Origin of the sequence: Zhenhengia yiwuensis (assembly GCF_014384995.1) — a bacterium.
Classification (GTDB): domain Bacteria; phylum Bacillota; class Clostridia; order Lachnospirales; family Cellulosilyticaceae; genus Zhenhengia; species Zhenhengia yiwuensis.
Window position 1 is genome coordinate 1 of record NZ_JACRSY010000011.1, and the last position, 25,049, is coordinate 25,049.

General features: G+C 35.6%; 18 protein-coding genes. 4 read left to right on the forward strand and 14 right to left on the reverse strand.

Features of this window, described 5'->3' with window-relative positions; genetic code table 11:
• Positions 1-442: 442 nt before the first annotated feature.
• From H8718_RS08185 to H8718_RS08230, 10 genes are all read right to left on the reverse strand, one after another.
• Entirely contained in the window at positions 443-2,446 is a 2,004-nt protein-coding gene (locus tag H8718_RS08185; protein ID WP_249332533.1) for a hypothetical protein, read from the reverse strand.
• A gap of 618 nt (positions 2,447-3,064) precedes the next feature.
• Positions 3,065-4,894 carry a glutamine--fructose-6-phosphate transaminase (isomerizing) gene (glmS, locus tag H8718_RS08190; RefSeq protein WP_249332534.1) on the reverse strand — a complete coding sequence of 610 codons (1,830 nt, stop codon included), beginning with the start codon at positions 4,892-4,894 and terminating at the stop codon, positions 3,065-3,067.
• A gap of 67 nt (positions 4,895-4,961) precedes the next feature.
• On the reverse strand, positions 4,962-5,129 hold the full coding sequence (locus H8718_RS08195) for a hypothetical protein (protein WP_177671550.1): 168 nt from the start codon (positions 5,127-5,129) through the stop codon (positions 4,962-4,964).
• A 107-nt stretch (positions 5,130-5,236) separates the two neighbouring features.
• A complete protein-coding gene (locus tag H8718_RS08200) occupies positions 5,237-6,160 on the reverse strand; it encodes a DUF2935 domain-containing protein (RefSeq protein WP_177671551.1) in 924 nt (307 codons plus the stop codon).
• A gap of 78 nt (positions 6,161-6,238) precedes the next feature.
• Positions 6,239-7,294, reverse strand: coding sequence for a Gfo/Idh/MocA family protein (locus H8718_RS08205; RefSeq protein ID WP_249332535.1), 1,056 nt, complete (start codon positions 7,292-7,294; stop codon positions 6,239-6,241).
• Between the two features lie 29 nt (positions 7,295-7,323).
• Positions 7,324-8,289, reverse strand: a complete 966-nt coding sequence (locus tag H8718_RS08210; protein ID WP_249332536.1) for a sugar phosphate isomerase/epimerase family protein — start codon at positions 8,287-8,289, stop codon at positions 7,324-7,326.
• 15 nt (positions 8,290-8,304) lie between these two features.
• A complete protein-coding gene (locus H8718_RS08215) occupies positions 8,305-9,027 on the reverse strand; it encodes a sugar phosphate isomerase/epimerase family protein (RefSeq protein ID WP_249332537.1) in 723 nt (240 codons plus the stop codon).
• Positions 9,028-9,040: 13 nt separating this feature from the next.
• On the reverse strand, positions 9,041-9,817 hold the full coding sequence (locus H8718_RS08220) for a sugar phosphate isomerase/epimerase family protein (protein WP_249332538.1): 777 nt from the start codon (positions 9,815-9,817) through the stop codon (positions 9,041-9,043).
• Between the two features lie 134 nt (positions 9,818-9,951).
• Entirely contained in the window at positions 9,952-11,037 is a 1,086-nt protein-coding gene (locus H8718_RS08225; protein WP_249332539.1) for a Gfo/Idh/MocA family protein, read from the reverse strand.
• Positions 11,038-11,092: 55 nt separating this feature from the next.
• Entirely contained in the window at positions 11,093-12,094 is a 1,002-nt protein-coding gene (locus H8718_RS08230) for a LacI family DNA-binding transcriptional regulator (protein WP_249332540.1), read from the reverse strand.
• 223 nt (positions 12,095-12,317) lie between these two features.
• On the opposite strand from H8718_RS08230, the gene H8718_RS08235 reads away from it, so the two are divergent.
• A complete protein-coding gene (locus H8718_RS08235) occupies positions 12,318-13,622 on the forward strand; it encodes a LysM peptidoglycan-binding domain-containing protein (protein ID WP_249332541.1) in 1,305 nt (434 codons plus the stop codon).
• A gap of 185 nt (positions 13,623-13,807) precedes the next feature.
• The gene (locus H8718_RS08240) at positions 13,808-15,547 is read left to right on the forward strand and encodes a right-handed parallel beta-helix repeat-containing protein (RefSeq protein WP_249332542.1); all 1,740 of its coding nucleotides are present in this window, start codon (positions 13,808-13,810) and stop codon (positions 15,545-15,547) included.
• Positions 15,548-15,635: 88 nt separating this feature from the next.
• Here the strand turns inward: H8718_RS08240 and H8718_RS08245 are convergent, their stop codons facing one another.
• The 3 genes from H8718_RS08245 to H8718_RS08255 all read right to left on the reverse strand — a co-directional run bounded on the left by H8718_RS08245 (position 15,636) and on the right by H8718_RS08255 (position 20,135).
• Positions 15,636-17,009, reverse strand: coding sequence for an MATE family efflux transporter (locus tag H8718_RS08245; protein WP_249332543.1), 1,374 nt, complete (start codon positions 17,007-17,009; stop codon positions 15,636-15,638).
• Positions 17,010-17,110: 101 nt separating this feature from the next.
• Entirely contained in the window at positions 17,111-17,662 is a 552-nt protein-coding gene (locus tag H8718_RS08250) for a TetR/AcrR family transcriptional regulator (protein WP_177671560.1), read from the reverse strand.
• A 106-nt stretch (positions 17,663-17,768) separates the two neighbouring features.
• Positions 17,769-20,135: an FN3 associated domain-containing protein gene (locus H8718_RS08255; RefSeq protein ID WP_249332544.1), complete on the reverse strand. Its 2,367-nt coding sequence runs from the start codon at positions 20,133-20,135 to the stop codon at positions 17,769-17,771.
• Between the two features lie 200 nt (positions 20,136-20,335).
• Between H8718_RS08255 and H8718_RS08260 the strand changes: the two genes are divergently transcribed.
• Entirely contained in the window at positions 20,336-22,177 is a 1,842-nt protein-coding gene (locus H8718_RS08260) for a family 20 glycosylhydrolase (RefSeq protein WP_249332545.1), read from the forward strand.
• A 95-nt stretch (positions 22,178-22,272) separates the two neighbouring features.
• On the opposite strand, the gene H8718_RS08265 is transcribed toward H8718_RS08260, so the two are convergent.
• Positions 22,273-23,931, reverse strand: coding sequence for a ribonuclease J (locus H8718_RS08265; RefSeq protein ID WP_249332546.1), 1,659 nt, complete (start codon positions 23,929-23,931; stop codon positions 22,273-22,275).
• 219 nt (positions 23,932-24,150) lie between these two features.
• On the opposite strand from H8718_RS08265, the gene H8718_RS08270 reads away from it, so the two are divergent.
• Entirely contained in the window at positions 24,151-24,858 is a 708-nt protein-coding gene (locus tag H8718_RS08270) for a DNA alkylation repair protein (RefSeq protein ID WP_249332547.1), read from the forward strand.
• The last annotated feature ends 191 nt before the right edge of the window (positions 24,859-25,049 follow it).

The following is a 25,049-nucleotide window of genomic DNA, read 5'->3' on the forward strand; positions in this document are numbered from 1 at the left end:
TTTTAACAACATCTATTTTTATTTCATATGAAATTTTTGATTTTCTTCCCATGAAAAATGCTCCTCCTTAAGATAACAGTTTTATTATTTAAACTGTCTACCTTAAGGGGAGCATATCAATTTTCTATGTGACCTTCTTTTTTATATGTCAAAGGAAGCCATCATAGATACAAAAGCTGTAACAGTTTGTACCTATGATAAAAGCCTTTCAAATCATAAATACAAACTTATCTATAATAGCCATAATAAAACTTATTCATTTCGAAAGTTTTGTAATTAATAGTTAAGTTCATTTTTATTCTCCTATAAATAATATTTACATAAGTTTAATCTATTCTAACTATATTGTCAAATGTTTTTTTAATTTATTTTTAATCTATCAAAAAGGCTACATAGTTTCCTATGTAGCCCCAAAAAAGGAATGGTTAATATGTGTTTGTTATTACTCTACTGTTACTTCAATTGTTTGAGTTGCTTCATTACCTGCATAATCCGTTACTGTAAGTGCAACATTATATGTACCAGATGTTGTTGTATCAAGTTCTGATAAATCTGCTACAACATTTGCTTTAAGATCTAGACCATCTTTATCTGTTGCTACTTCAACAAAATCATTACCCCAATTTACTTTTGATGTATCTTCATCTTTTGCAAGAGCTCTGTATCCTTCTTTAATAGTTAAAGTTGGAGCTTGTGTATTATTAGCATCATAAATAACAACATTAATTTTTACTGTACCTTCATTATCACTTGAATCTTTAATTGTTCCAACTACACCAGCTTTATAAGCACCTACTGTATTAAAGTCTGCTGCTGTTGTATCAAATACGATTTGTTCTTTATCAAGTTCACCATCTATATTGTCAGCTACAGTATAGTTTTCATTCCACTTGATGCTATTTGGATCTGTTCCCACTGGGAAGCTATATGTTTTACCTGCTTCAATTTCAGTGAAAGCTGGTGCAATATTATCTTTAACTTCTGTTGTATTTAAGAGTGCTTCTACGCTACTAATCTTATCTGTAACAATGTTTTTCTTAGCTTCAATGGCTACATCGTAGCTTGGTGAACCACCAATACCATAAATAGCATCTCCAGCAATACCCATGAAATCCCAATACACGCCTGTCATATTAGAGAATTCATTAACAAATGATTTTTCAATACTTTCAAAGTAGATTTCTTCCATGTCAGTACCAATTTCTGGATGGAAAAGGTCAATTGATAAGAATACTTTTTGCTCTTCACCCTTTACTTCTTTAGTAATTTCAGATTTCTCTTTCATATACATTTCATAAGTTTGAATAGCAAGAGGAATTTTTTCTTCATCCACACCTCTTAAGATTGCCCAAGTTTCTCCACCTGTACGTACTTGGCGGTAGTTAGGATCATCAAATTCCATATGATCTGGTCTTGGGAATGGAATGAAACCGATTGATTGTCCACGATCTGCTGCTTTAGCTGCTGCTTCACTTGAACGCCAGTCTTCAATATTTGTAAATACTGACTCCCCTTTATTAAATGGTTCTCCTTGTGCATTATATGGTCTGTTACTTGTACCTTCTTTTAATTCGCAAACTAAAAGTTTTTTATCAATAAGCTTTTGGACATAGGCTACGGCATCTTTTGTTGCTTGAGACTCTATTCCAAGGCCATCATCACCGTAGATGCTACCACCTGCAGAATGCATAGCTTGAATAAGGGTTTCTGTGTAGTCTGTTCTATAGGCATCAATACGTTTTTCTGGTCTTTCTGGAGCTTGGCTATTTGCATAGTGTGCTTCGATTTTTGCTAAGTAATCTTCAAATGTACTCCATGTCCATTTACCAGCTTTGTAAAGATCTGTTGGATAAACAGTTTTCCCATTTTCTTTTAACGCATCTACTTCTTCTATGTAATTGATATTATAGAAAAGTGGTGATAATGGTGTACAATGATCACCTGCTACAGCAAGGAAGTAATGTTTTCCATAAATAGGCGCTGGTGCATCCCCTTCAAAATATTCTAGATATTCATCAAGTGGTTGAAGAATATTTTGACCTAAAATAATCCCTTGTGAGTTTGCATAAAGGTTAACAACGTCTGCAACTGGATCATTTGCCATTACGCTTTGAAGTAATACTTCTGTTGTTTCTCCTGGGAACTGTACCCACTCGATTTTTACATTTAATTTATCTTCAACTCTTTGCATTGCCTCGAGTGCAATTTCACGATCTTCATCATTCATTGCATAATTCCCTGTAACAGGGTCTTTATAATCTGGATTCATACTATTACCAGCATGTGAACCAATACGAATGACTACAGGATCTCCCTTTTTATTATCTGCTTCTTGTTTTGTATCAGTTTGTTCCTTACTTGTAGGTGATCCACTTGGACTACATCCTGTTACAGTTACACCCACTGCTAAACCTAATACCATAAGTTGTTTTAATTTTTTTACCATGTATCTTCCCCCTTGTACTCATAGTGTGTTTTAAATTAAGTAACTTTCTATAAATAATATACCATAAATTATTAATAATTTAAACTAATTTTGAACAATATTTTATATTTTTTTATAAATTTTAAACTATTTATAGTAAAACTAAGTAAAATTTGTACATAATAAATTATACACTAAACATTTATATAGTTATTTTGTATGTTTTATATTTGTTTTTTTAAGCACTTTACCAACTATCATTTAAACACGCTTTTACAAATGTTAATTTATATAAAATTTAAAATATTAATTCAAGTCTATCTAGAGTTACTTTTGTTAAGTTGCTTTTATTAAAAACCTTAGCTTATTTTGCTTTAGCACTTTCTATCAAGCATTTCATATCTCTTTTACTTTAATAAATCTTTTATATTCACAATTCGCAAAATACCTGTTAATCCGAAAACATACCCTCGCAGTATCCTAAAAAAGAGGTATAACATATTGAATAGAATATGTTATACCTCTTTTACATTCTCTGTAGACTTTAGCAATCTATTACACTTGCCATTTCTTTAAGATCTCATTGTGCCTTATCTAGCAGTTGAAAAATGGTTTCCGTACCTACATTTTATTTATACTTTATTCCACCGTAACTGATTTAGCTAAATTACGTGGTTTATCTACATCATTATTTTTAAGCGTTGATACATAGTACGCAAGAAGCTGACTAGGTACAACAGAAAGAATAGGCATAAATAAATCTGGGGCTTTAGGCAATTCAATAACCTTATCTGCTACTTCATGAATATGCTCTATGCCTTCCTTAGCAATAGCAATCACGTAGGCCCCCCTTGCCTTAACTTCCTTCATATTGGAAATCATTTTCTCGGCAAGCCTATCCTGTGTCACAATGGCAAGTACAGGTATACCTTCTTCTATAAGTGCTATAGTACCATGCTTCAATTCTCCCGCTGCAAAAGCTTCCGTATGCATATAGGAAATCTCCTTAAGCTTAAGTGCAGCCTCCATAGCTGACATATAGTCTAAACCTCTACCGAGATAAAAGGCACTTTTAGCTTCTAATAAAGTTTGTGCAATTTCTTTAACTGTTTCTTTTCTACTTAGTATTTCTTCTACTGCTGGTGTAAGTTTTTCAATTTGCTCTACTTTTTCTCTATAGTCATTATAGGCTATAGTATCCTTAATACGTGCAAAGTGAAGTGCCAGCATATAAAAAGCTATTAGTTGCGCTGTATAAGCTTTCGTAGAAGCTACTGCAATTTCTGGACCAGCCCAGGTATAGAAAACATCATGTGATTCTCTTGCTACGGAAGAACCTACTACGTTAGTAATGGCAAGCACTCTTGCCCCTTTTCGTTTAGCTTCTCTCACTGCTGCAAGTGTATCTGCTGTCTCACCAGACTGAGAAACTGCAATAAGTAAGGTATTCCCATCTATAAAAGGATCACTATATCTAAACTCTGAAGCAATATCTACTGTAACAGGCACATGTGCAAGCTTCTCAATAGCATACTTACCTACTAGTCCTGCATGATAGGCTGTACCACAAGCTACAATATAAACTTTCTGTATCTGCTCAAACTCTTGCTTTGATAGCTTAATATCATCTAATTGAATCATTTTGTTAGAGTCTAATCTTCTTGCAAGTGTTTCATGAATAGCACTAGGTTGGTCATAGATTTCTTTCATCATAAAATGGTCGAAACCATTCTTAGAAGCTGCTTCAATATCCCAGTCAATATGGGTAAGTGTTTTTTGTACTAGGTTTCCTGCATAATCTTGTATACGTAGTTTACCCTTCTCAATAATAGCAACCTCACCATTATCCATATAATAAACATCTCTTGTTACCTTTAAAAGGGCTGGAATATCTGATGCTATCATATACTCCTGGCCTTTTACACCAATAACAAGTGGACTTTCATTTCTTACTGCTATAAGTGTATCTGGCTGATTGCTACTGATAATCCCAAGTGCATAAGCTCCTTTTAAACGTTTAGCTGCATTATAAACAGCGTTTACTAAATTACCTGCTTCATAAAAATCTATAAGGTGAGCTATCACTTCTGTATCTGTATCAGATACAAACTTATACCCATATCCTATTAGTTCTTTTTTAAGCTCCATATAATTTTCTATAATCCCATTATGCACCACGGCAATAGTACGGGCCTCATTCAAATGAGGGTGTGCATTTACTTTAGAAGGTGCCCCATGGGTTGCCCATCTTGTATGACCAATTCCAATATGCCCTTCTAAATTTTGCACGTGCATGGTTTCTTCTAAGTTCTTTAAACGTCCTTTTTCTTTCGCGTAGATTAAATGACCTGAGTCTTCTATAAGGGCAATACCTGCTGAATCATAACCCCTATATTCAAGCTGTGAAAGTCCATCTAAAACCATTTTTGCTGCATAGTCTTTTCCATAATAACCTACAATTCCACACATATTTCATACCTCCTGATTATTTATATCAGGGGGAATTCACTCAAGATGTTTTGTCCTATAAGTCACCTTATAGATTTGTCATCTTGTAAGGGTGTGATCCCTCTAGAGCATCCGCCGAATTTTCGATAACTCTAGCCCTCGTCAACTTAATTTTTCTTATTTGATTAAGTTCTGGCGCTTCATTATTTTCTGTTCCCCCTTGTGTAATAGTAATGTACTCTAACATTTTATGCAAGATTTTCCCCGTTGTTCCTTCTAGGAAATTACATCCATCTACGTAAAAATACAAAAAAGCACTTACTAGAATCAGTAAGTGCTTGAATAAGTCATTTCATATTTGGCTTATCTGCGTCTATTCATAGGCCTTTGCCTTAATAATCTAATATAATGATTGGCTTCTCTTAAAACATGGTCTGCAAGGAGTGGTAAGATGATAGAGCGTATCTTACACGCTGCTATCCCTTCTGTTCCAGCTTGCTTAAAGTCTTTAAATCTCATTGTTTCCCTTAAAGTTTCATCTGTTACACTTGCTAGCGTTTGATCTGTAGCATTTCTCGCTCTTTCAAGTAAGACCGCATACTCATTTGCAAAGTTATCTGATGTATCAATTAATTGATTCTCAGTCGGGTCAAGTAAGCCTCTTATAAACAAAGCATGCTCCATCATAATTTGATCCCAAAATAGCTCCGTTTCGCGAGGGTCCTTATTATCAATATCTTGACCATTTTCAATATCATTTAAGTAATCACGATATAACCTTGCCTCTCTTAAAATATGTTCAATAAGTAAGGGGTAATTAACAGTAAAAACATTACAAGATAATACGTCATTTAATAATTGGGTCTTAAAGTTAATGAGTCCATTAAGCACGCCACTTATACCTTGATTGATCCTCCTCACACTATCTACCATTGCAGGTGTAATATTAGGATTAGTACCGCTGTGCAGCTGTGCCTCTCTTACAGTAATACTCTGATTGATTGGGATCCCCGTAAAATTTTGTGTTTTTTGTTCAGATCCTAAAGTAAAATCAGTAACAATTTCACCTGAAGATAATACCATTGGCCTTATTACCCCACTACTAAGGTCTACAGCACGGGATAAAAGCCTTTCAAAATTTGTTTTATACCTATCTGCTTCTCTTGCTAAGTTTGCATTCTTTGGTGTAAAGCCCGCTTCTAAAAATAAAGCATGCTCCTTCATTATTCTTGCAAAGAATAAGTGTAGTTCAAGTGATAAGACTACATAGCGTTGATCACTAAGCATTTAATCACCTCAGCATAATATCTATACTATTCTATTAATCTTCTGAGTATGATATGCCCTTCTTTATCAAAATCTCTATTAAATATAGCACTCTACACTGGTATTTTTTTCAGCAGATTCAAAAATAGCATCAATGACGTGCATAACACGTAGACATTCTTCTGGTTTTACAATAAGCTCTTCTTTGCCTTCTAGTACGCCTACAATATTTTTGTAATAATCTGTCCATTCTGTTTGTACCTCAGGCAACGGAAGTGTAATCGTTGTCTCACTTGGTCTAGGAGCCATAGTACGTGTAGGTCCGGCTTCTGTATAAACAATAGTATCTGCCCATTCCATTGCTTCTTCACTATTAAGCTTAACAATCTTACCTGTGCAGCTCCAGTCTTCAACGACAGCTGTTCCTTCTTCACCAATCATATGCCATCTACACTGATTGATAAAGCAGTTAGTTGCCACTTCTACAATGGCTGATACACCATTTCCAAATTTCAGCATTACTTTTAGGTTATCATCTACTTCTTCAGAATAAATAGATTGAAGATCTGCATATACACCTATAACAGGTGCTTCTACCATCCATAACAGCTGATCAATAAGATGTACACCCCAATCTAAAAGCATACCTCCTCCGTTTCGTTTAAATGCACGCCAGCCATGCATAGCTTGCCTAGAACCTTGTACACGGTTTTCAATCATACATACTTTTCCTATTGTATTATCTTCTACAATTTTTCTTACAATCGCATAATCTTTATCCCATCGTCTATTTTGATGAACAGAGAAAAGCTTACCTGTCTCATCTCTAACAGCAATAAGTTCCTCTAACTCCTTAGCATTCATCGTTACAGGTTTTTCACTTACTACATTTTTGCCTTTTCTTAAGCACTTAATCGCAATCTCTTTATGTACATCATTTGGTGTAGCAATAGTAACTAAATCAATAGATTCATCTTCTAGCACTTCATCTAAGCTCTTATACCATTTAAGTCCTGCTGCTTTTACATTTTCCTCTACTTCAAGTCTAATATCATAAGCTCCTACTACTTCAATATCTTCTATACGTTTTGTAATATTTTCATAGTGCCATGTACCCATGCCACCAAACCCTATAATGACTAATCTATGCTTCATACAGTTTTCTTCTCCTTAGCTTTTTTTATTTAAGCCCACCACATTTGTCCTGTCTCTTCATAAACAAGCACTTGTTTAAGAAATTCTACTGCTTTTGTTAAACCTTCATTTTGACTCATGAGTCCATCTTCATGTTCAATACTAATGGCATAGTCATAACCTACTAACCTTAAAGTAGAAATAATATCTTTCCATACGGCATAATCATGGCCATAGCCTACACTTCTAAACACCCATGAACGATTTAAAATATGACCATAGTGCTCAGTATCTAACACACCATTAAGCGCTGTATTATAAGTATCTATCTTTGTATCTTTAGCGTGGAAATGGAAAATAGCATCTTTCAGCTCGCGAATCACAAGACATGGGTCCATACCTTGCCAGAATAAATGGCTAGGGTCAAGATTAGCCCCAATTTCAGGACCTACTGCCTCACGTAATCTAAGCATACTCTTTGTATTATATACAGCAAAGCCAGGGTGAAGCTCTAGGGCAATTTTATTAACACCATGTACCTTAGCAAAAGCTACTGTTTCTTTCCAGTAAGGAATGAGAACTTCATTCCATTGGTAATCTAGAACGGCTAGAAAGTCTTCTGGCCAAGGACAAGTTACCCAGTTTGGATATTTAGCCCCCTCATGATCACCAGGACAGCCAGAAAAAGTATTGATTTGATGAATTCCTAACTTTTCTGCAAGCAAAATAGTCTTCTTAATGGTTTCATCAAAAGCTTTAGCAATCTCTTTTTGAGGGTGTACAGGATTACCGTGACAACTTAAGGCGCTAATTTCTAAACCATACTTTTGAATCGTTTCTTTAAAGGTTTCTAATGCCTTTTCATCATTTAAGAGTATGTCTGGATTGGCATGACTATTACCTGGATAGCCCCCACATCCAACCTCAATCATCTGAATGCCTTTTTCACTAAAATAAGCTAAAGCTTCATCCAGACTTTTATCACTTAACAAGCATGTAAAAACACCTAATTTCATACCTTGCATCCTCCCCTAAAATTGATTTTTAATGCAGATCATACTTCTTTCAATATCCTTTAGGCCTGTAGGAGACGGCTCATCATTTTCAACAATCACCCACTCTATAGGCCATTTTTGCATAAGTTCCATCACTTGTTTCACTGGCGCTGTCCCTTCACCAATGGCTTTAAGTTCATTTCCTATGCCATCTTTAAGATGAATAAGTTTCACTCTATCTTTGTACTTCATCAAATACTCTATAACATCTACACCTGCATGATGTACCCAATAAGTATCTACCTCTGCATAAAGTCCTTCACATTTCTCAAATAGAAGGTCCAATAAATAATTTTCTCCTATTTTCTTGAACTCATGGTCATGATTATGGTAAAGGAGTATCATATCCTCATCTTGTAGTCTTTGAACTACCTTCTTAAGCTGAGCTACTAACAACTCTAGACTTTCTTCATCTTTCACCTCTGACCAAGGACATACTATATTAGAATTTCCTATAGTTTTGTTGTAAGTAATGACTTCATCTAAATGGTCTACTAACTGCTCAATGGATGTATGACTGCCTACAGGTGTAAGTCCTAACCTATCTAGCTGATTTTTTAAGACATTTGCTGGGATATCAAAAAATCCTGCAAATTCTACACCTTCATATCCTAATGCTGCTATTTTCTCTAATGTTCCTATAAAATCTTTACCTGCTTCTTCTCTTACTGTATAAAGCTGTACGGCTAACTTACTCATCTAAAAGCCTCCTTTATAAAATAAGCTTTTTCATATAATTAATGGTAAAGTCTACTCCTTTTTTACCTAGTTCGCCTCGCCAGTTTTCTGAATGCGGCTCTATACTTAATCCACCATTATAGCCTTTAGCATAAAGAATAGACATAAAAGCTGGCCAATCTGTCTGATCAAGGCCTGCTGGTGGATCATCAAATCTTTCCCCATCTACAATAAGTGCACCTTTAATATGAACATGAATAAAACGATGTGCCCATTTCTTAGCTTCGCTTAAATAATCTCCCCCTGCATAAATACAATGTGAAGTATCATACTTAATATAAAGATCTTGCAAATAGCCATGAATAAGTGACCAAGTTGGGTCTGAATGAATAAAGTTATTCCATCTACAGTTATAAGTTGCAATTTTAACACCAAGCTGCTCGCCATATTCCATAAGTTTTTCAAAATACTGAATGGCCAGTGTACAATTTTCATAGTAGGAAAGATCTGCTACATAATTACAGCCCGTAATGTAAATATTACAATTTAAATAAGCTGCCTTTTCAATAAGTGCATAGTCTATAGCAAGTTCTTCTTCTCTTATCCCTTTAGTTGTGATTTTATCCTCGCCCCATCTTCCTACAGATCCAATAGGCATATGGTATTTTTCACTATAAGCTTTAATGCTTTCTACATGATCTAGAAACTCTTTATGCCTGTTATTAACACATAACTCTATAAATGCTAGACCTTTATTTTGGGCTTCTTTAAAGTCTTCTTCCTTAATCCAACTAATTATTCCAAGTTTCATTTTGCTCACCTCGTCTATTCATTTTTAAGTAATCTTTCACTCTATGCTCTTCCTCTTTTGTATCTCCTTAATGCACGCAATCTGCACATTCTTATTTTATGTACCCTTATTACTCTATTTGAATGAAGCTACGTTTATACGTTAAATAAAACAGGCTTTCCTGTTTTAGCAGACTCATAAATAGCTTCTAAAATCTGTGTAACGACTAAAGCTTCCTCTGGTTTTACAAGTACATCTGTATCATTAAGGATGGCATCAATCCACATTTTAGCCTCTACATCTTGCGGCTCTAATGCCTTGCCATCATAGAAATCTACACCGCCAGCACCTAAACCAGGTTTTTCAATATATTGTTTATCGTATTTAACCCCATTAATACGAAGTCCGTCTTTCATATCTGCTCCAGCCTTTGTACCACAAAGTGAAGTTTGTGCTTCACCTACATCTAGTGTATTAAGTGCCCAGCTAGACTCTAGTACAATGGTTGCTCCATTTTTCATCTTAATGAATCCAAAAGCTGAATCCTCTACTGTATATTCTGCTGGATCCCAGTCTCCCCATGCATTAGCTGTTTCTGTTTGGTTCCCTAATTTCTTAAATACACTTCCCACTACCAGTTCAGGTTCATAGTTATTCATCATCCATAAAGTTAAGTCTAAAGCATGTGTACCAATATCAATAAGTGGTCCTCCCCCTTGTTCCTCTTCATTTAGAAATACACCCCAAGTGGGTACAGCCCTTCTCCTTAAAGCATGTGCTTTTGCATAGTATACTTCACCTAATGCATCATCCTCACAAGCACGTTTAAGATACATACTGTCTTCTCTGTACCTGTTTTGATAACCGATTGTAAGCTTTTTGCCCGTGCGTTTAGCAGCTTCTACCATTGCTAGGGCCTCCTCGCTTGTCTTTGCCATAGGTTTTTCACACATAACATGTTTGCCAGCTTCCATAGCATCTATGGAAATAAAAGAGTGTGAGCGATTAGGTGTACATACATGTATCACTTCAATGGTTTCATCTTTTAAAAGCTCTTTGTAATCTGTATACACTTTAGCTTCTGCTGTCCCAAAATTCTTACAGGCTTTTTGTGCTCTTTCTTCAATAATGTCACAAAAAGCTACAAGTTCTACATTTTTAAGTTTAGAAAGTGCTGGCATATGTTTCTGCGTTGCAATGCCTCCACAACCAATAATACCTATTTTTAAAACTCTATCCATGTCTTTCACTCCTTTAAAAATTTATGATTTTATAAATTATTTTAATAACTTAAATCTATTTTTTAAGTGTATGCGTAGACTCTCTTATGACCAGTTCATGTGCAAGAGTCACATACTCTTTGGATGCATGAATATCTTGAATTTTATTAAGTAGAAGCTTCGCTGCCGTCTCTCCCATTTCAAAACGTGGCTGACTAATGGTGGTAAGGGTTGGATGGTAGATTTTAGATACAAAGGTATTATCAAATCCTATTACATCTACATCCCTCCCTACTTTCTTCCCTAAATCTTCTATTCCTCTTATAACACCTACTGCCATACTATCCGCTATAGTAAAAATAGCAGTGGGGCTTTCTTTAAGACTTAATAAATCATGTGCTGCCTGCATGCCTGATGAAGGGATATAATCTGTCTTGTAAAGATAGTCCGAAGCTAAGTTGATATGGTGCTTTTGCAAAGCCTCCCTAAATCCTGCTTCTCTTAAAATAGAAGAAGTATAAGGCTTTTTACTTGTTACCATAGCAATTCTTGTATGACCAAGTTCAATAAGGTAGTTTACTGCATCATAAGCTGCTTTTTGGTTATCAATACTGACCCAGCTTACTAGACTGCCTTGTATATATTCACTACACTGCACAATGGGATAACAAGCTTCTACTTCTTCCAGTTCCGCCTGACTTATTTGCGGTGCAAAAAAGATAATCCCATCTACAAGTTTTGTCTCCAAAAGTCTAATATTCTGCCTTTCTATATCTGGATTAAGATCCGTTACCCCTACCATTACGTTATAGCCTGCCTTAGCGACTTCATATCGAATCCCTTTAATAATAGTGGCATAAAACGTATTGGATAAGGTAGGTAGTAGTACTAAAATATTTTTAGTATAAGACCTTCTTAAATTTCTACCCAGTAAATTAGGTGTGTAATTAAGCGCTTCTATTACCTCTTGAACTTTTTGTTTAGTGTCTGGCTTCACCTTGGGATCGTCATTAAGTACTCTAGAAACTGTTGCTACAGAAACTTGAGCAGCTTTTGCGACATCTTTTATGGTTGCCATTATACGCCCCCTTATTTTTACAGATTCAAAAATGTAATCCATTACATTTTTAATTAATTATATCTCTTCTGAAAACTTTTACAATATATGTTTATTATTTTTTTATTTTTTATAAATATTTTATATATATTAATTTATTTATTGTGCATTATTTTTATAGTAATAGCTTAATCACCTCTTTACCTAACTTGTCATAGTATAACCCTATAAGGAGGTGCATCTTATGCAACATTTATTTAGATATTTCCCAATCCTAATTCTCATTTTATTTTCTACGCTTTCATTTACTATTTTCGCAAATGAGCCTGTTCTAAATGGTATAGACATTAGTGAATGGCAAGGTCCTATCGATTTTGAGTCAGTCAAAGAAGACGGTATAGAAGTGGTCTATATAAGAGCTGGCGAAGGTGGTAATTATGAAGATGCCTATTTCATGTCTCACTATGAAGGTGCTAAAGCAGCTAACCTTAAAATAGGTTTCTATCATTATGTTATAGCTACTTCTACTGAAGAAGCTAAAGAGCAAGCTCGGTACTTTGCCAGCCTTATAAAAGATAAGAGAATGGATTGCCGTCCTGCTATGGACTTTGAAAACTTTGGTAACTTATCCAATAATGAAATTAATGCTATTGCAAAGACCTACTTAGATACACTTACTCAGTTGACTGGTATTACCCCCATGCTCTATACAGATGAGTATAATGCTGCTAACCTTTGGTCGTCTTCTCTTAATCACTACCCTTTATGGATTGCAGAATATGATGTGATAACTCCATCCTCTCTGGGTCCTTGGGAAAACTGGTCTGGATTCCAGCATAGCGATACAGGAAGTATCAATGGTATCGTTGGTAATGTCGATTTAGACTACTTTAAAGAGTCCGCTTTTATTACAGCAGAAGAATCCCCTATTCCTTCCGAAACTCATCCTACACCTGACTTAAAGCCTACTCCACCCCCTGTAGTTTCTACTTTCTCTACCTATATTGTTCAACCTGGTGATACACTATCTGCTCTTGCACTCCGCTTTCATACGACTGTCCAAACTCTTGTTAACCTCAACCATATCGCTAATCCTAACCTAATCTATGTAGGGCAAATTCTTAAAATACCAGACCTTCAATCAGCCCCAGAGTCTTCTGAACCTACACCACAAATGCCTGCTCCTAGCCAGCCTTCCTCACCTAGTGAACAAAAACCCGAGGCCCCTTCCTTCATTTACTACACTGTCCAAAGTGGAGATAACTTATCCACTATTGCTTTAAACTATCATACGACTGTCAACACTCTCGTAAGACTTAATCACATTATGAACCCTAATTTAATTTATATAGGTCAGGTTCTTAAAATCCCTACTTCGACTACTAAGACATCTCAGCCTACCTTCATTACCTATATTGTTCAAGTAGGTAACACCCTTTCAGGTATTGCTATGCGCTATAACACCACCGCCTCTGCCCTAGCAAAACTAAATCATATTAGCAATCCCAATTTGATTTATGTTGGCCAAACACTTCTCATTCCTCACTAACACTATTCTTAGGATAAATTAAAAAGAGTTGTAGCCTATGATTTTATCATCTACTACAGCTCTTTCGAATTTATGTTTACAGTTCATTTTTGTATGTATTATAATATAAAATAGTAAAATTGATTGATTTAGATTTAATTTTATTTCATATTTATAATTTATTACATAATCAAGGAGATTTCTTCATGCATTCAACAAAAAACATATTCGCTAAAGACTATGGTATCTTACCAAATCAAAGTACAGACTGTACTCAAGCTTTTTACAAAATGCTTACTGACCATCCTGAAAATGCTTGCTTTATTTTAGACCCAGGTACTTATCACTTCTCCTCAGAAGAAGCCTTAAGAGGAGACTATTATATCTCTAATACAGATGTAGAAAATCCTCGTCATCTATCTATTCTTTTAAAAGATATGAAAAATATTACTATAGATGGTAACGGTAGCCTCTTTCTACATAAAGGACAGACCATTCCTTTTACTGTAGACCATTGTGATACAGTAACTTTAAAAAATATTACCATAGACTGGTCTATCCCTCTTTCTGCTGAAGGCCTTATTGTGGATGCCTGCAAAGAATGGACAGATATGAAGATAGATAGTGATCTCTTCCCTCACTTTATTAAAGAGAATTGGCTCTACTTCAAAGGCGAAAACTGGGAATCTCCTTACGGCTCTTTCTGTCAGTTTGACCATACAACAAAAAAAGTAGCCTATGGTACAGCAGACTTATTCCAAAGTAGCAAACAAGAACAACTCGAAGATGGTACTATTCGATTTTATGGTCCTTTTGACCCAGTTCCTACACCTGGTAACTACGGCGTACTTAGACATAATAGACGCTTGCACCCTGGCATCTTCCTTAATCAAAGTTCCAACCTACATCTTGAGCACATTACTATTCACAACACTGGCGGTTTAGGAATTTTGGCACAGTTTTGTGAAAACCTTGCCTTCGATCATATACGCTTTGAAGCCAATAGAGCTGCTGGTAGAAAAGTCGTAAGTGGACATGATGATGGTCTTCACCTTTCTAACAACCGTGGTGAAATTACTGTCGAGCACTGCTCCTTCTACGGGCTTATGGACGACCCAATTAATGTACATGGCACAACAGTTAAAATTACAGAAATAGTAGATACACATACTCTTAAAGGTATTTTTGTCCATTATCAAGCAGTAGGCTTTGATTGCTGGGCTGAAAAAGGACAAACTATTTCCTTTATCGACCACCTCTCTATGGCATCTCGTGGCACAGGTACAGTAAATCATTTTGAACTTCTTTCTCCTAAAGAGTTTATCATTACATTTGATACACCTGTTCCAAATACCTTCCAAGTAGGTGACGCTCTAGAGAATCTCACTAACTCACCTTCTTTAATATGTCGCAACAACTACTTTGGAAGTTGCCGTGCGCGCGGCGTACTCGTTTCTACACCTAAGAAAGTCCTTATTGAAAACAACGTGTTTGAATCCGCTGGTTCTGCTATCTTGATTGCAGGAGATGCTAACTTCTGGTATGAGTCCGGTGCATGTAGCGATGTACTTATTCGCGGAAACCATTTTGCAGACTGCTGTATGACTTCTATGTATCAATTCTGTGAAGGGATCATTAGTATCTGCCCAGAAATTCCAAAGCCAGAACTTCATAAGCCATTCCATAGAAACATTAAGATTACAGAAAATACTTTCCAGTCTTTTGACTATTCTGTGCTCTACGCTTTAAGTGTTCAAGGATTGGAATTTAGCCATAACCGCATTATACGTAGCTATGTCTATGAGCCAATGGACCGCAAACATCATATGATTAACCTTGAATACTGCTCTAATGTAACTTTACATGATAATCATCTTATTGGAGATGTACTTGGTCAAGATGTACATACTGTAGGTATGGAAGACCACTCTATTTTATTTAAATAAATTTTAAAAGGAATAGCCTTCTAGTATATAAAAAGCCCGTATGAGGTAGCTATAAGCTCTACCTCATACGGGCTTTTATCCTATACTTTTATATACTATTTTTAGCTGAACGAACCATCATCATAGCAATAATAGCTGTAATGAGTTCTGTAATCGGCATGACTAACCATATACCTGTTACACCTATTAGGAGTGGTAATAAAAAGACAAGTATAGTACAAATTATAATTCCCCTTAATAGACAGATGATCAATGAAAGCTTCGGTTTTAAAACAGATTGGAAGTAGGTACTGTAGAAAATATTTAAACTCATCATAATGAGAGCAGCAAAATAAATTCTAATAGCACCTCTTGCCATATCGAGTACTTCAGTAGTAGGTTCAATAAAGATCTGTACTACTATGTCTGGGAATAAAAATCCACTTAAGAAAAGTACTATACCAATGATGACAACAGTAATACTTCCTAGTCTTCTTACACTAACTACACGTTCACTCTGATCAGCGCCATAGTTAGTCGCCATAATAGGCTGTGCCCCTTGAGAAACACCATTGAAAAGAGACATAGCTACAATGGCACTATTAGCCATAATACTGTAAACAACTACGCCTACTTCTCCTACATATTTAAGAAGCTGTAAGTTAAAGAGTAAAATAACAATACCACTTGCCACTTCAATAAGGAAGCTTGGAAGTCCACTATGAAGAATGCGGCCTATTATATTAACCTGTATCTTTCCTTTTAAAAGCTTCATCGTATTTTGTTTACTCATAAAGTGAGTGAGAAGTAGGGTTACAGACGTTACAGAACCTATAACAGTAGCAATAGCACCACCGGCCATTCCCATGCCTAATATAAAAATAAAGATATAGTCTAAAATAATATTGGTTACACCACCTGATATAACGGCAACCATGGCACGCTTTGGTGCGCCATCATTACGTACAAAAGCTTGTAGTAAACTTGAGAATAAAAATACTGGGCAAAATCCTACTAAGTATTGAGCATAACTTGTAAAAAGCCCAATGTTTACTGACGTACACCCTAACATGTATCCAATAGGTTCTAAGAATACTAAACCTAGTACTGTAAATAAAATAGCTAGAATAGCTCCACTTAAAGCAGCATGCGTAAAGTAAGTGTTAGCTAGCTTCTTATCACCACTACCATTGGCGACAGACATCAGAACTGCGCCCCCTACGCCTAATAAAAGCCCCGTTCCAAAGAACAAAGTAAAGAGTGGCAAAATAAAGTTGAGTACAGCAAGCCCATCCTGCCCTACACCTTTTCCAATCATAATCGTATCTGCTAATACATAAATAGAGGTAACAAGTGTGGCACTAATAGATGGCAATAAATATTTAAAAAATAATTTCTTTGGGTCATCATGAAGTAAATCCATTTGCTGCATAAAATTAATCCCCCAGTCAGCAATAAAGTTTTTCGTACATTTGTACGACATTTCATCACTCTATCATATCTAGATCTATCTGTCAATTAACTTCTGATACAAATTGACTTTCATATAATTAATAATGACAACACTATTTCACCACTTGCTTATTAACTATATAAAATATCAATGACCTTATCTGCCATAGCCTTTACATCAATACTTGCTTCATCTAAAAGGAGCTGAATAGCAAGCCCATCAATCATAGCAAGAAGTAAACTTGCATTAAGAGTCTCTTCTTTACCATGAGCTTTGATCTCACCATAAAGATACTCCTGAAACTGCATACGCCATACGCTATATTTTTCTTTCATCTTCTCTAGCATGGTGGTATTTTGTGCAAAAGCTTCACCTAACAAATAATAATTAAGTTTCATAAAATATGCATTAGATGTCGCCTCTCTAAGAATTTTCTCTAGGGCTTTTTTCTTCTCTTCTAATGTAGTACTAGAAAAAGCCTCTTCTAATACCTTGTCTTGTTTCCCTGAAACCATCTCAAAAATGTCAAAGAGCAGTTCTTCTTTATTGGGATAATGATACGTAAAAGTACCTATACTTATGCCTGCTGCCTTTGCAATGTCTCGTACAGATGTCTCTTTAATCCCTTGCTCTAAAATAAGCTCAAAAGTTACATCTATAATCTTCTGCTTTCCTTTTTTCACATCTCTTCTCCTCTTATTCCTTCTCTGTCCTCTTTATTTTAACAGATTTATCTCCTACACCGCCTATACTTTCTTATTTTTATCAAAACTTTTCCTAAAATTCATTTCATTTACCTTGTACAATAATCTCATCTGCAAAGATAAAGTAGAATTTATAAGGTTTAGCTTTCACTCTTACATATCTTGCTTGTTTATTGATTGTAGCTACAATATCTTTAATCTCTATATCTGGGTCACCACTTTCAGCCTGTACATTTTGAGTAAAGACTTCTTCAAAGTTTTCTCCATCTTGTGATGTATAGAAAGTGATGTATTCTGGATAGTATGGACCTGAACGTTTACTTTGCATAAGACCTATATTAATACCTGTTAAATCACGCATTTGCCCAAGGTCTAAAGTCACATCGAACAAGTCTGTTGTAATAAGCCAGCAGTTATCCACATAGTTTAGGCTTCCTTTTTCCCCATCAATCAGGTCATTTGCCCCATTACGGTTAAAGACCTTTCTATCATCAAACTTTGTAGGGCTTGTAATAGATTTCACTGGTAGGGTATTAAAGTATTTAGCCTCTACCGTATCACTTGCAAGGCGACCTTTACTAAAAGCACGTGCCTTTACAACACAGTCTTCACTTATAGCTATAGGTGCTGTATAAAGTGTATCTTCCTCCGTTGGCTCCTCACCATTTATGGTATAGTGAATGGTACTCTCTTCATTTGGATTCACCATAGTACAGTAGGCCACTTCATCATACTGCTTAACTTTTGCTTTATGGGAAAGAACGGGCTTAATGAGTTTTACATTTTTAATTTTTTCTTCATCAATAGCTACAGGTGCTTCTACCTGTGCATCAAAAGCTTTGGCATCTTTTAAATAATCTTCACTAAAGACTTCAAGCTCTTTTAAGTTTTCTTTTTGTGACATAATAAGTGTACAACCCTGCACTGTAGGTGTAATGAAAACTTGGTCTTCTACCTGCATACATGTAGCATTTTCTACTGTAAGTGCATAAGTAAAGCTTTCATGTTCACAAACAAGCTTATGCTCCTGTATACTCTTAAGCACTGGTAAGGTATTGATTCTAATGCCCCATGCCATAGGTTCTGCATGACTCTCTTGGTTAAGTTCAAACTTCATGGCATCTTCTGTATGGGTAATCACCATCTTTGTACCTGCTTCTATCTGCCATGTAGCTATCCAAGTTTTATCATCTTCTTGGCCTTCAAAGGAGACCCCTATACCCTTTATCACTTCACCTGTTTCAGTGTTGATAAAGTCTATACTTGCCCTTTTCTCTTTAGTACTCCAGTAGCAAGCATTTAGAATTGGTAATGCATCAAAGACACTTTCATTATTATCAATATAATCATTTAGATACCTTGAAGCATAGGCTTCATCAAAAATGTAAAGGTCACGAATACTAAGAACGCCCCTATCGAGCATTAAGCTACTACGGTAAAAACGACTGCTGTACCAAGTTGTTTTTAAATCAAAAGTTTCATTCCAATCTGTTGTTGCTGTATAGGTTACAGGTGGTGTAAGCTGGTACTTCCTTTTAAACCATAAAGAAGAGTCCCTTAAGCTCTCTACTCTGATTTTATTTAATTTTCTAAGAGCTGCAATATGGCGCATTTGCATTTCAAAACCTTCCCCTACATTCCCCCAGATAAAGCTGTTTTCCTGTCCAGCTTGTGTATAACCATAGCCTAATTGTTCTTCTTCTGTAATGCACTCAAAGAGCCATTTTACCCAAGTTTCAGACTGACCACATGTCCAAGCCGGTTCTAATGTATAAATACCACCTGCACCTTGTCTAACTTCTGCTTCAAAGTTATAGATAGGATCTGGCCCAAGTAGCTTAAAGATTGGCATATCTACTTGCATATCATGTGTTTGAGCTGGTATGTACTCATTTACTTTACTTGGATAGTAGGCACCATTTACATAGCCTCCCCAAAGTGTAAAGCCATCAATACCCTTTTGGTCACGGCAAAGGGCTCCCCCTACTACGCCATATTTTTCTTTAGCATATTCAAAGGTTACAATATCCATCACCCAAGAACCAATTGTTTTTGGATAGTAGCCGTATACTTCTTTAAAGTCCTGCATATAAACATCTAACAATCTTTTACGTTCTTCTGGTAAGTAAGCAAGTGAATAGCCCGCTTTAACATGAAGATCAATGACATCACAGCCCTTCCAAGTTACACCTGCTTTATCTGCCATCTCCTTTGTAATTTCCCACCAAGCACCTACTTCATCTTTTTCATCTATCATAGATTTGATCAGTGCTGTATATCTTTCATCTACTACAGCATCATGCTTGAGTGCATAAGTAGCTGGTAATTGATGCTGTTTTAAAATTTCCATTTCATTTTTTAAAGTATCAAAGTCTTCTTGTGTAAAAATACCATCATTGTATGTAGATTTTCTAATAAAATGATAAATATTAACTAGAGCTTGTTTTTTCATATTTTTCTCCTTTATTATTACTACTTTAAACTAAGTTTTATAATACATTATATTTAGTCTAATTAAAACAACTTATTGTATATAGTTAGAAATTAATACAAAAATTTTTATATACTTTTATTATATTTTGATGAATAAATCTATTTTTTTGTTATAATAATTTTAGAACTTTTTTCTATTAAAATCTTAAGGAGACTTGTATGAACTATAATATTATTCCAGAACTGAAAAATGTAAGCCTTAATACTGCATCCATTAAACTTAGCGACTACATATTGACAGATATGCTTACAAAAGCACTTCCTATAAGTGAAGGCATTTTACGTGAAGGTACTTATACAGGATGTGGTACTAAATCCATTACTTTTTGCAACGCTTCTTTTGAACACAAAGATGCCTATAAACTTGTTCTAGCAGAAGAAGAAATTACAATCCATGCTTCTTCTGACTGCAGTTTACTTTATGGGCTTATGACACTTTCTGAACTTGACCGTTTAAATAAAGGTACTCTTACATGTGGCATAATTTATGACTATCCCGATATGCATTACCGTGCTATCTCTGATGATATTTCTCGCGGACAAGTTTCTACTTTTGAACACTTTAAAACCATTATCCGCAAACTTGCACGTTATAAATACAATGTATATATGCCTTATATTGAAGATGTCTTTAAACTTAAATGCTGTCCTGATTGGGGTAAATACTCTGATGGTTTAACAGGCGAAGAATGGAAAGCCCTTACTGAATACGCAGCGAAGTACCATATTTCTGTACGACCTATTATCAACTTACTTGGACATTTTGATAAAAATGCTTCTATTGCTTCTTTACAACCTATTACAATTCATCAAGAAGACGGTTCTATTACAAGTGTTATTGACCCACTTAATCCTGCTGTCAAACCATTAGTTTCAAATATTCTTGATGAAGTGGTAGAAGCTTTTGGACCTGGTATTATTCATGTAGGTGGTGATGAACCTTGTGCCATTACCGAAGTTTATGGCAAAGAAAAAGGTGGACAGCTTTTCATTGAATACTATACATGGGTGCATGATGAACTGGCTAAACGTGACTGTTCTATGATGATGTATGCAGATTTCTTTGCACCACCTTGGGGTGATTACTCTGTAGGCCTTGAACGTGCTCTGGAACTCCCACAAGGCATTAACTTCGTCTTCTGGGATTATGCAGCTCGCGCTAGCTACCCTTATGTAGAAAAACTTCATGAGATTGGTCTTACTGTAACCGTATCTCCTGGTACTTGGACCTGGAATAGATTTGCTTGTGATATGAAATTATGCTGGAATAACACCGCAGGACTCCTCCTGGCAGCAGACGGTCAGTCTACACATATGATTATGTCTTGTTGGGGAGATGGTGGGGACTGCTCACGTGAACTTAACTGGCCAGGCTTTCTTATTGGTGCTAACTGCTCATGGGCAGCCAAAACAACTTATACTTTCGAACAATTCTACGATATTTACCATGCTGTTTTCTTTGGCCTTAATAAGGAAGAAGCTGCTTCTCTTTACAACGTCTATCATTATGATAGCGTCATAGGTCTTAAAGATAACTTTATCTTCAAGCAAGAAATGTTTAAATCTGCTTTAGAGCCTATTACTTTTGCAGAAAAAGAAAAAGCATATCTTCTTATTGATGAGATGACAAAAGCATTAGAACTGATTAAATCTCTCAAAACACGTATTCAAGAGAAAACAGCTTTAGATGCTCTTTACTTAAGTGCTAAACGTATTCTTTTCACTGCTAAAAAAATCAGCTACTTACCTTGGGCACCACTTCAAAATAGAGAAGAAGCTATGAGCTATATCTCTAATGTATTAGAACTTGCCTCAGAGGTTGAAAACATTCGTCAGTACCACGAAAAAGTATGGTTTGATACAAATAGACGCTCTGACTGGGGATATGTAGAAATGCTCTACCTCGACCTTAGAGATGAACTTCAAAGACTAGCTAGACATATGGCACATGATAAAAACTTCCGCAAAAATTTAGCTTTCCATGTCTTTAAAGCAGATTAGAAGAATAAAAAGGGGCTGCTTAGCCCCTTTTTATTTACTCTTATTACTAGTCCTTATTACAACTACTCATTAGACTCTTTCTTCTTACCTTATTTTTAGACCTCCATAATAATTGGTAAGATAGTTGGTCTTCTCTTCGTCTTTTCATAAAGGAGCTGCTCTACTACTTTTTTAATGTTAGCCTTTAACATATACCATTCTACCATTTGGTAAGCTAGGCACATCTCGAGTTCTTTAGTAGCTGCTACTCTAACTGCTTCAATAAGCTCCTCACTATTTTTAGCGTATACAAAGCCTCTTGTAATTACATCTGGTCCACCCATTATAGAGTAAGTTTCCAAATCAATGGCGGCTACTACTATCAACATACCTTCTTCTGCTAAATGCCTACGGTCTCTTAGAACAATATTACCTACATCACCTACACCAATACCATCTACTAAAATATTGCCTGCACGTACACGCCCTGTTACAGCTGCCTTTTCACGGTCAAGTTCTAATACATCTCCATCCTGCATAATAAAAATATGATCATCTTTCATACCCATTTGTTTAGCTAAATCTTTATGGTGTTTTAAATGTCTATACTCACCATGGGCCGGCATAAAAAATTTAGGATGGGTTAAAGACTGCATAAGTTTAAGTTCTTCTTTATAAGCATGTCCAGATACGTGTACATCTTCTATAGCTTTATAAATAACTTCTACACCTTTTTTATAAAGTTCATTAATAACTCTTGAAACCAACCTATCATTGCCTGGTATTGGTGATGCAGATATAATAAATAAATCATCTGGCTCAACCCTAATCATACGATGATTACCAAAAGCAATACGTGCTAAAGCAGCCATTGGCTCTCCTTGACTCCCCGTCGTAATAATGGTGAGCTGATCTTGTGTATACTTACCCATATCTTCAAGGTTGATTAGAGTGTTATCTGGTATCTCTAAGTAACCTAATTCTCTTGCTACCTCTGTAATACGCTCCATACTTCTTCCACTAAAGGCTACCTTACGGTTATGTGCACTTGAAGCATGTATAATCTGCTGGATTCTATGAATATTAGAGGCAAAAGTTGTGACAATAACACGCCCCTTCACACCATCAAATAGTCTCATTAAAGTTTTACCAATTGTTTGTTCAGAAGGTGAATGTCCGCTACGCTCAACATTTGTACTATCTGCTAAAAGGAGCAATATGCCTTCCTTACCCAGCTCCCCAATCCGTTCAAGGTCCATAGTCTGTGCATCAACAGGTGTATAATCCACCTTAAAGTCACCTGTATGAAAAATAATCCCTTCTGGTGTATGCACAGCAATACAGCATGCCCCTGCAATACTATGTGTACTTCTTACAAATTCCACTTTTATATCTTCAAGTTCAATGCAATCTCCTGGTTCCACACTATGCATCTGACAGCTTTTTTCTAAACCATGCTGCTCTAACTTACTTTTAATAAGCCCTAAAGTAAGCCTTGTCCCATAAAGTGGCATATTCATCTGCTTTAAAATATAAGGAACTGCACCAATATGGTCCTCATGCCCATGGGTAAAGAAAATACCTTTTACTCTGTCTTTATTCTCTAGAAGGTAAGTAATATCCGGAATAATTAAATCAACCCCATACATCTGCTCATCTGGAAATCCCATACCGCAGTCAATCACTACAATATCATTTTTATATTCAATTACCGTAATATTTTTACCAATTGTCCCAAGTCCACCAAGTGGAATGACTTTTACTTTTTCACTCATACTATATCCTCACTTTATAATCTTTTCGTTAGATATAGTATGTGTTTTTTATATAAAAAAACACGAGTTTCTTAAATTTTAGAAACTCGTATTTTTTAAATTTTCTGTTTAACTAATACTTGAATATTTGTTATTAAACAATCCAACACGTAAACTTGACTTAACTCTCAATCACTGTATAATTTTTCTTAAGATATTTAAACTGCAAAGGATGATTCTGTGGATATTCAAACAATTTTACAAGAGCTCGAATTACTAAGTACAGAAAGAACTAAAAAAACCTACATACGTAATGGTGCCCATGAACCGCTTTTTGGTGTTGCAACAGGTGCAATGAAACCCCTTGCTAAAAAGCTTAAGAAAAATCAAGGCATTGCAGAAGAGCTTTACGCAACCGGCAACTATGATGCCATGTATCTTGCAGGTATGATTGCAGACCCAAGTGCTATGTCTGAGGCAGATTTTGACCGTTGGATGGGCACAGCTTATTTTTATATGATTTCCGATTATATCGTAGCTGTGACACTTGCTGAAACAGACATTGCTCAGGCTGTTTCTGATAAATGGATAGCAAGTGGCAAAGAATTATTTATGTCTGCAGGTTACAGCTGTTATTGCTGGCTCTTAGGCAACCGTAAGGATGAAGAATTTGATCAAGAAAAACTTAATAAAATGCTCGAAATTGTAGAAAAAACTATTCATAATAGCCCAAATCGTGCTAAATACGCTATGAACAATTTTGTTACCACAGTAGGTATTTCTTATATGCCACTACATGAAAGAGCAGTTGCTGTTGCAAATGCAATTGGCAAGGTAGAAGTCTCTTCAGTTAAAACGAAATGTAATGTTCCTCTAGCTTCTGAAGCTATTCAAAAAGCAGTGGATAAAGGACAATTAGGATTTAAACGTAAAAATGTTAGATGTTAAATTTTATATTGCATTTGCTTTCTAAACATAGTTTATATAAAAAGCTCCATACAGTTTTTTTAAGCTGTATGGAGCTTTGCTGTTATTTTATAAGAATAAAGTACTATATCTTCCTTTTTATTTATGTTCACTATTTTATTCATTACACATATTATATTATTGCATGGTAATATTAAAACTTTAGATAGGGG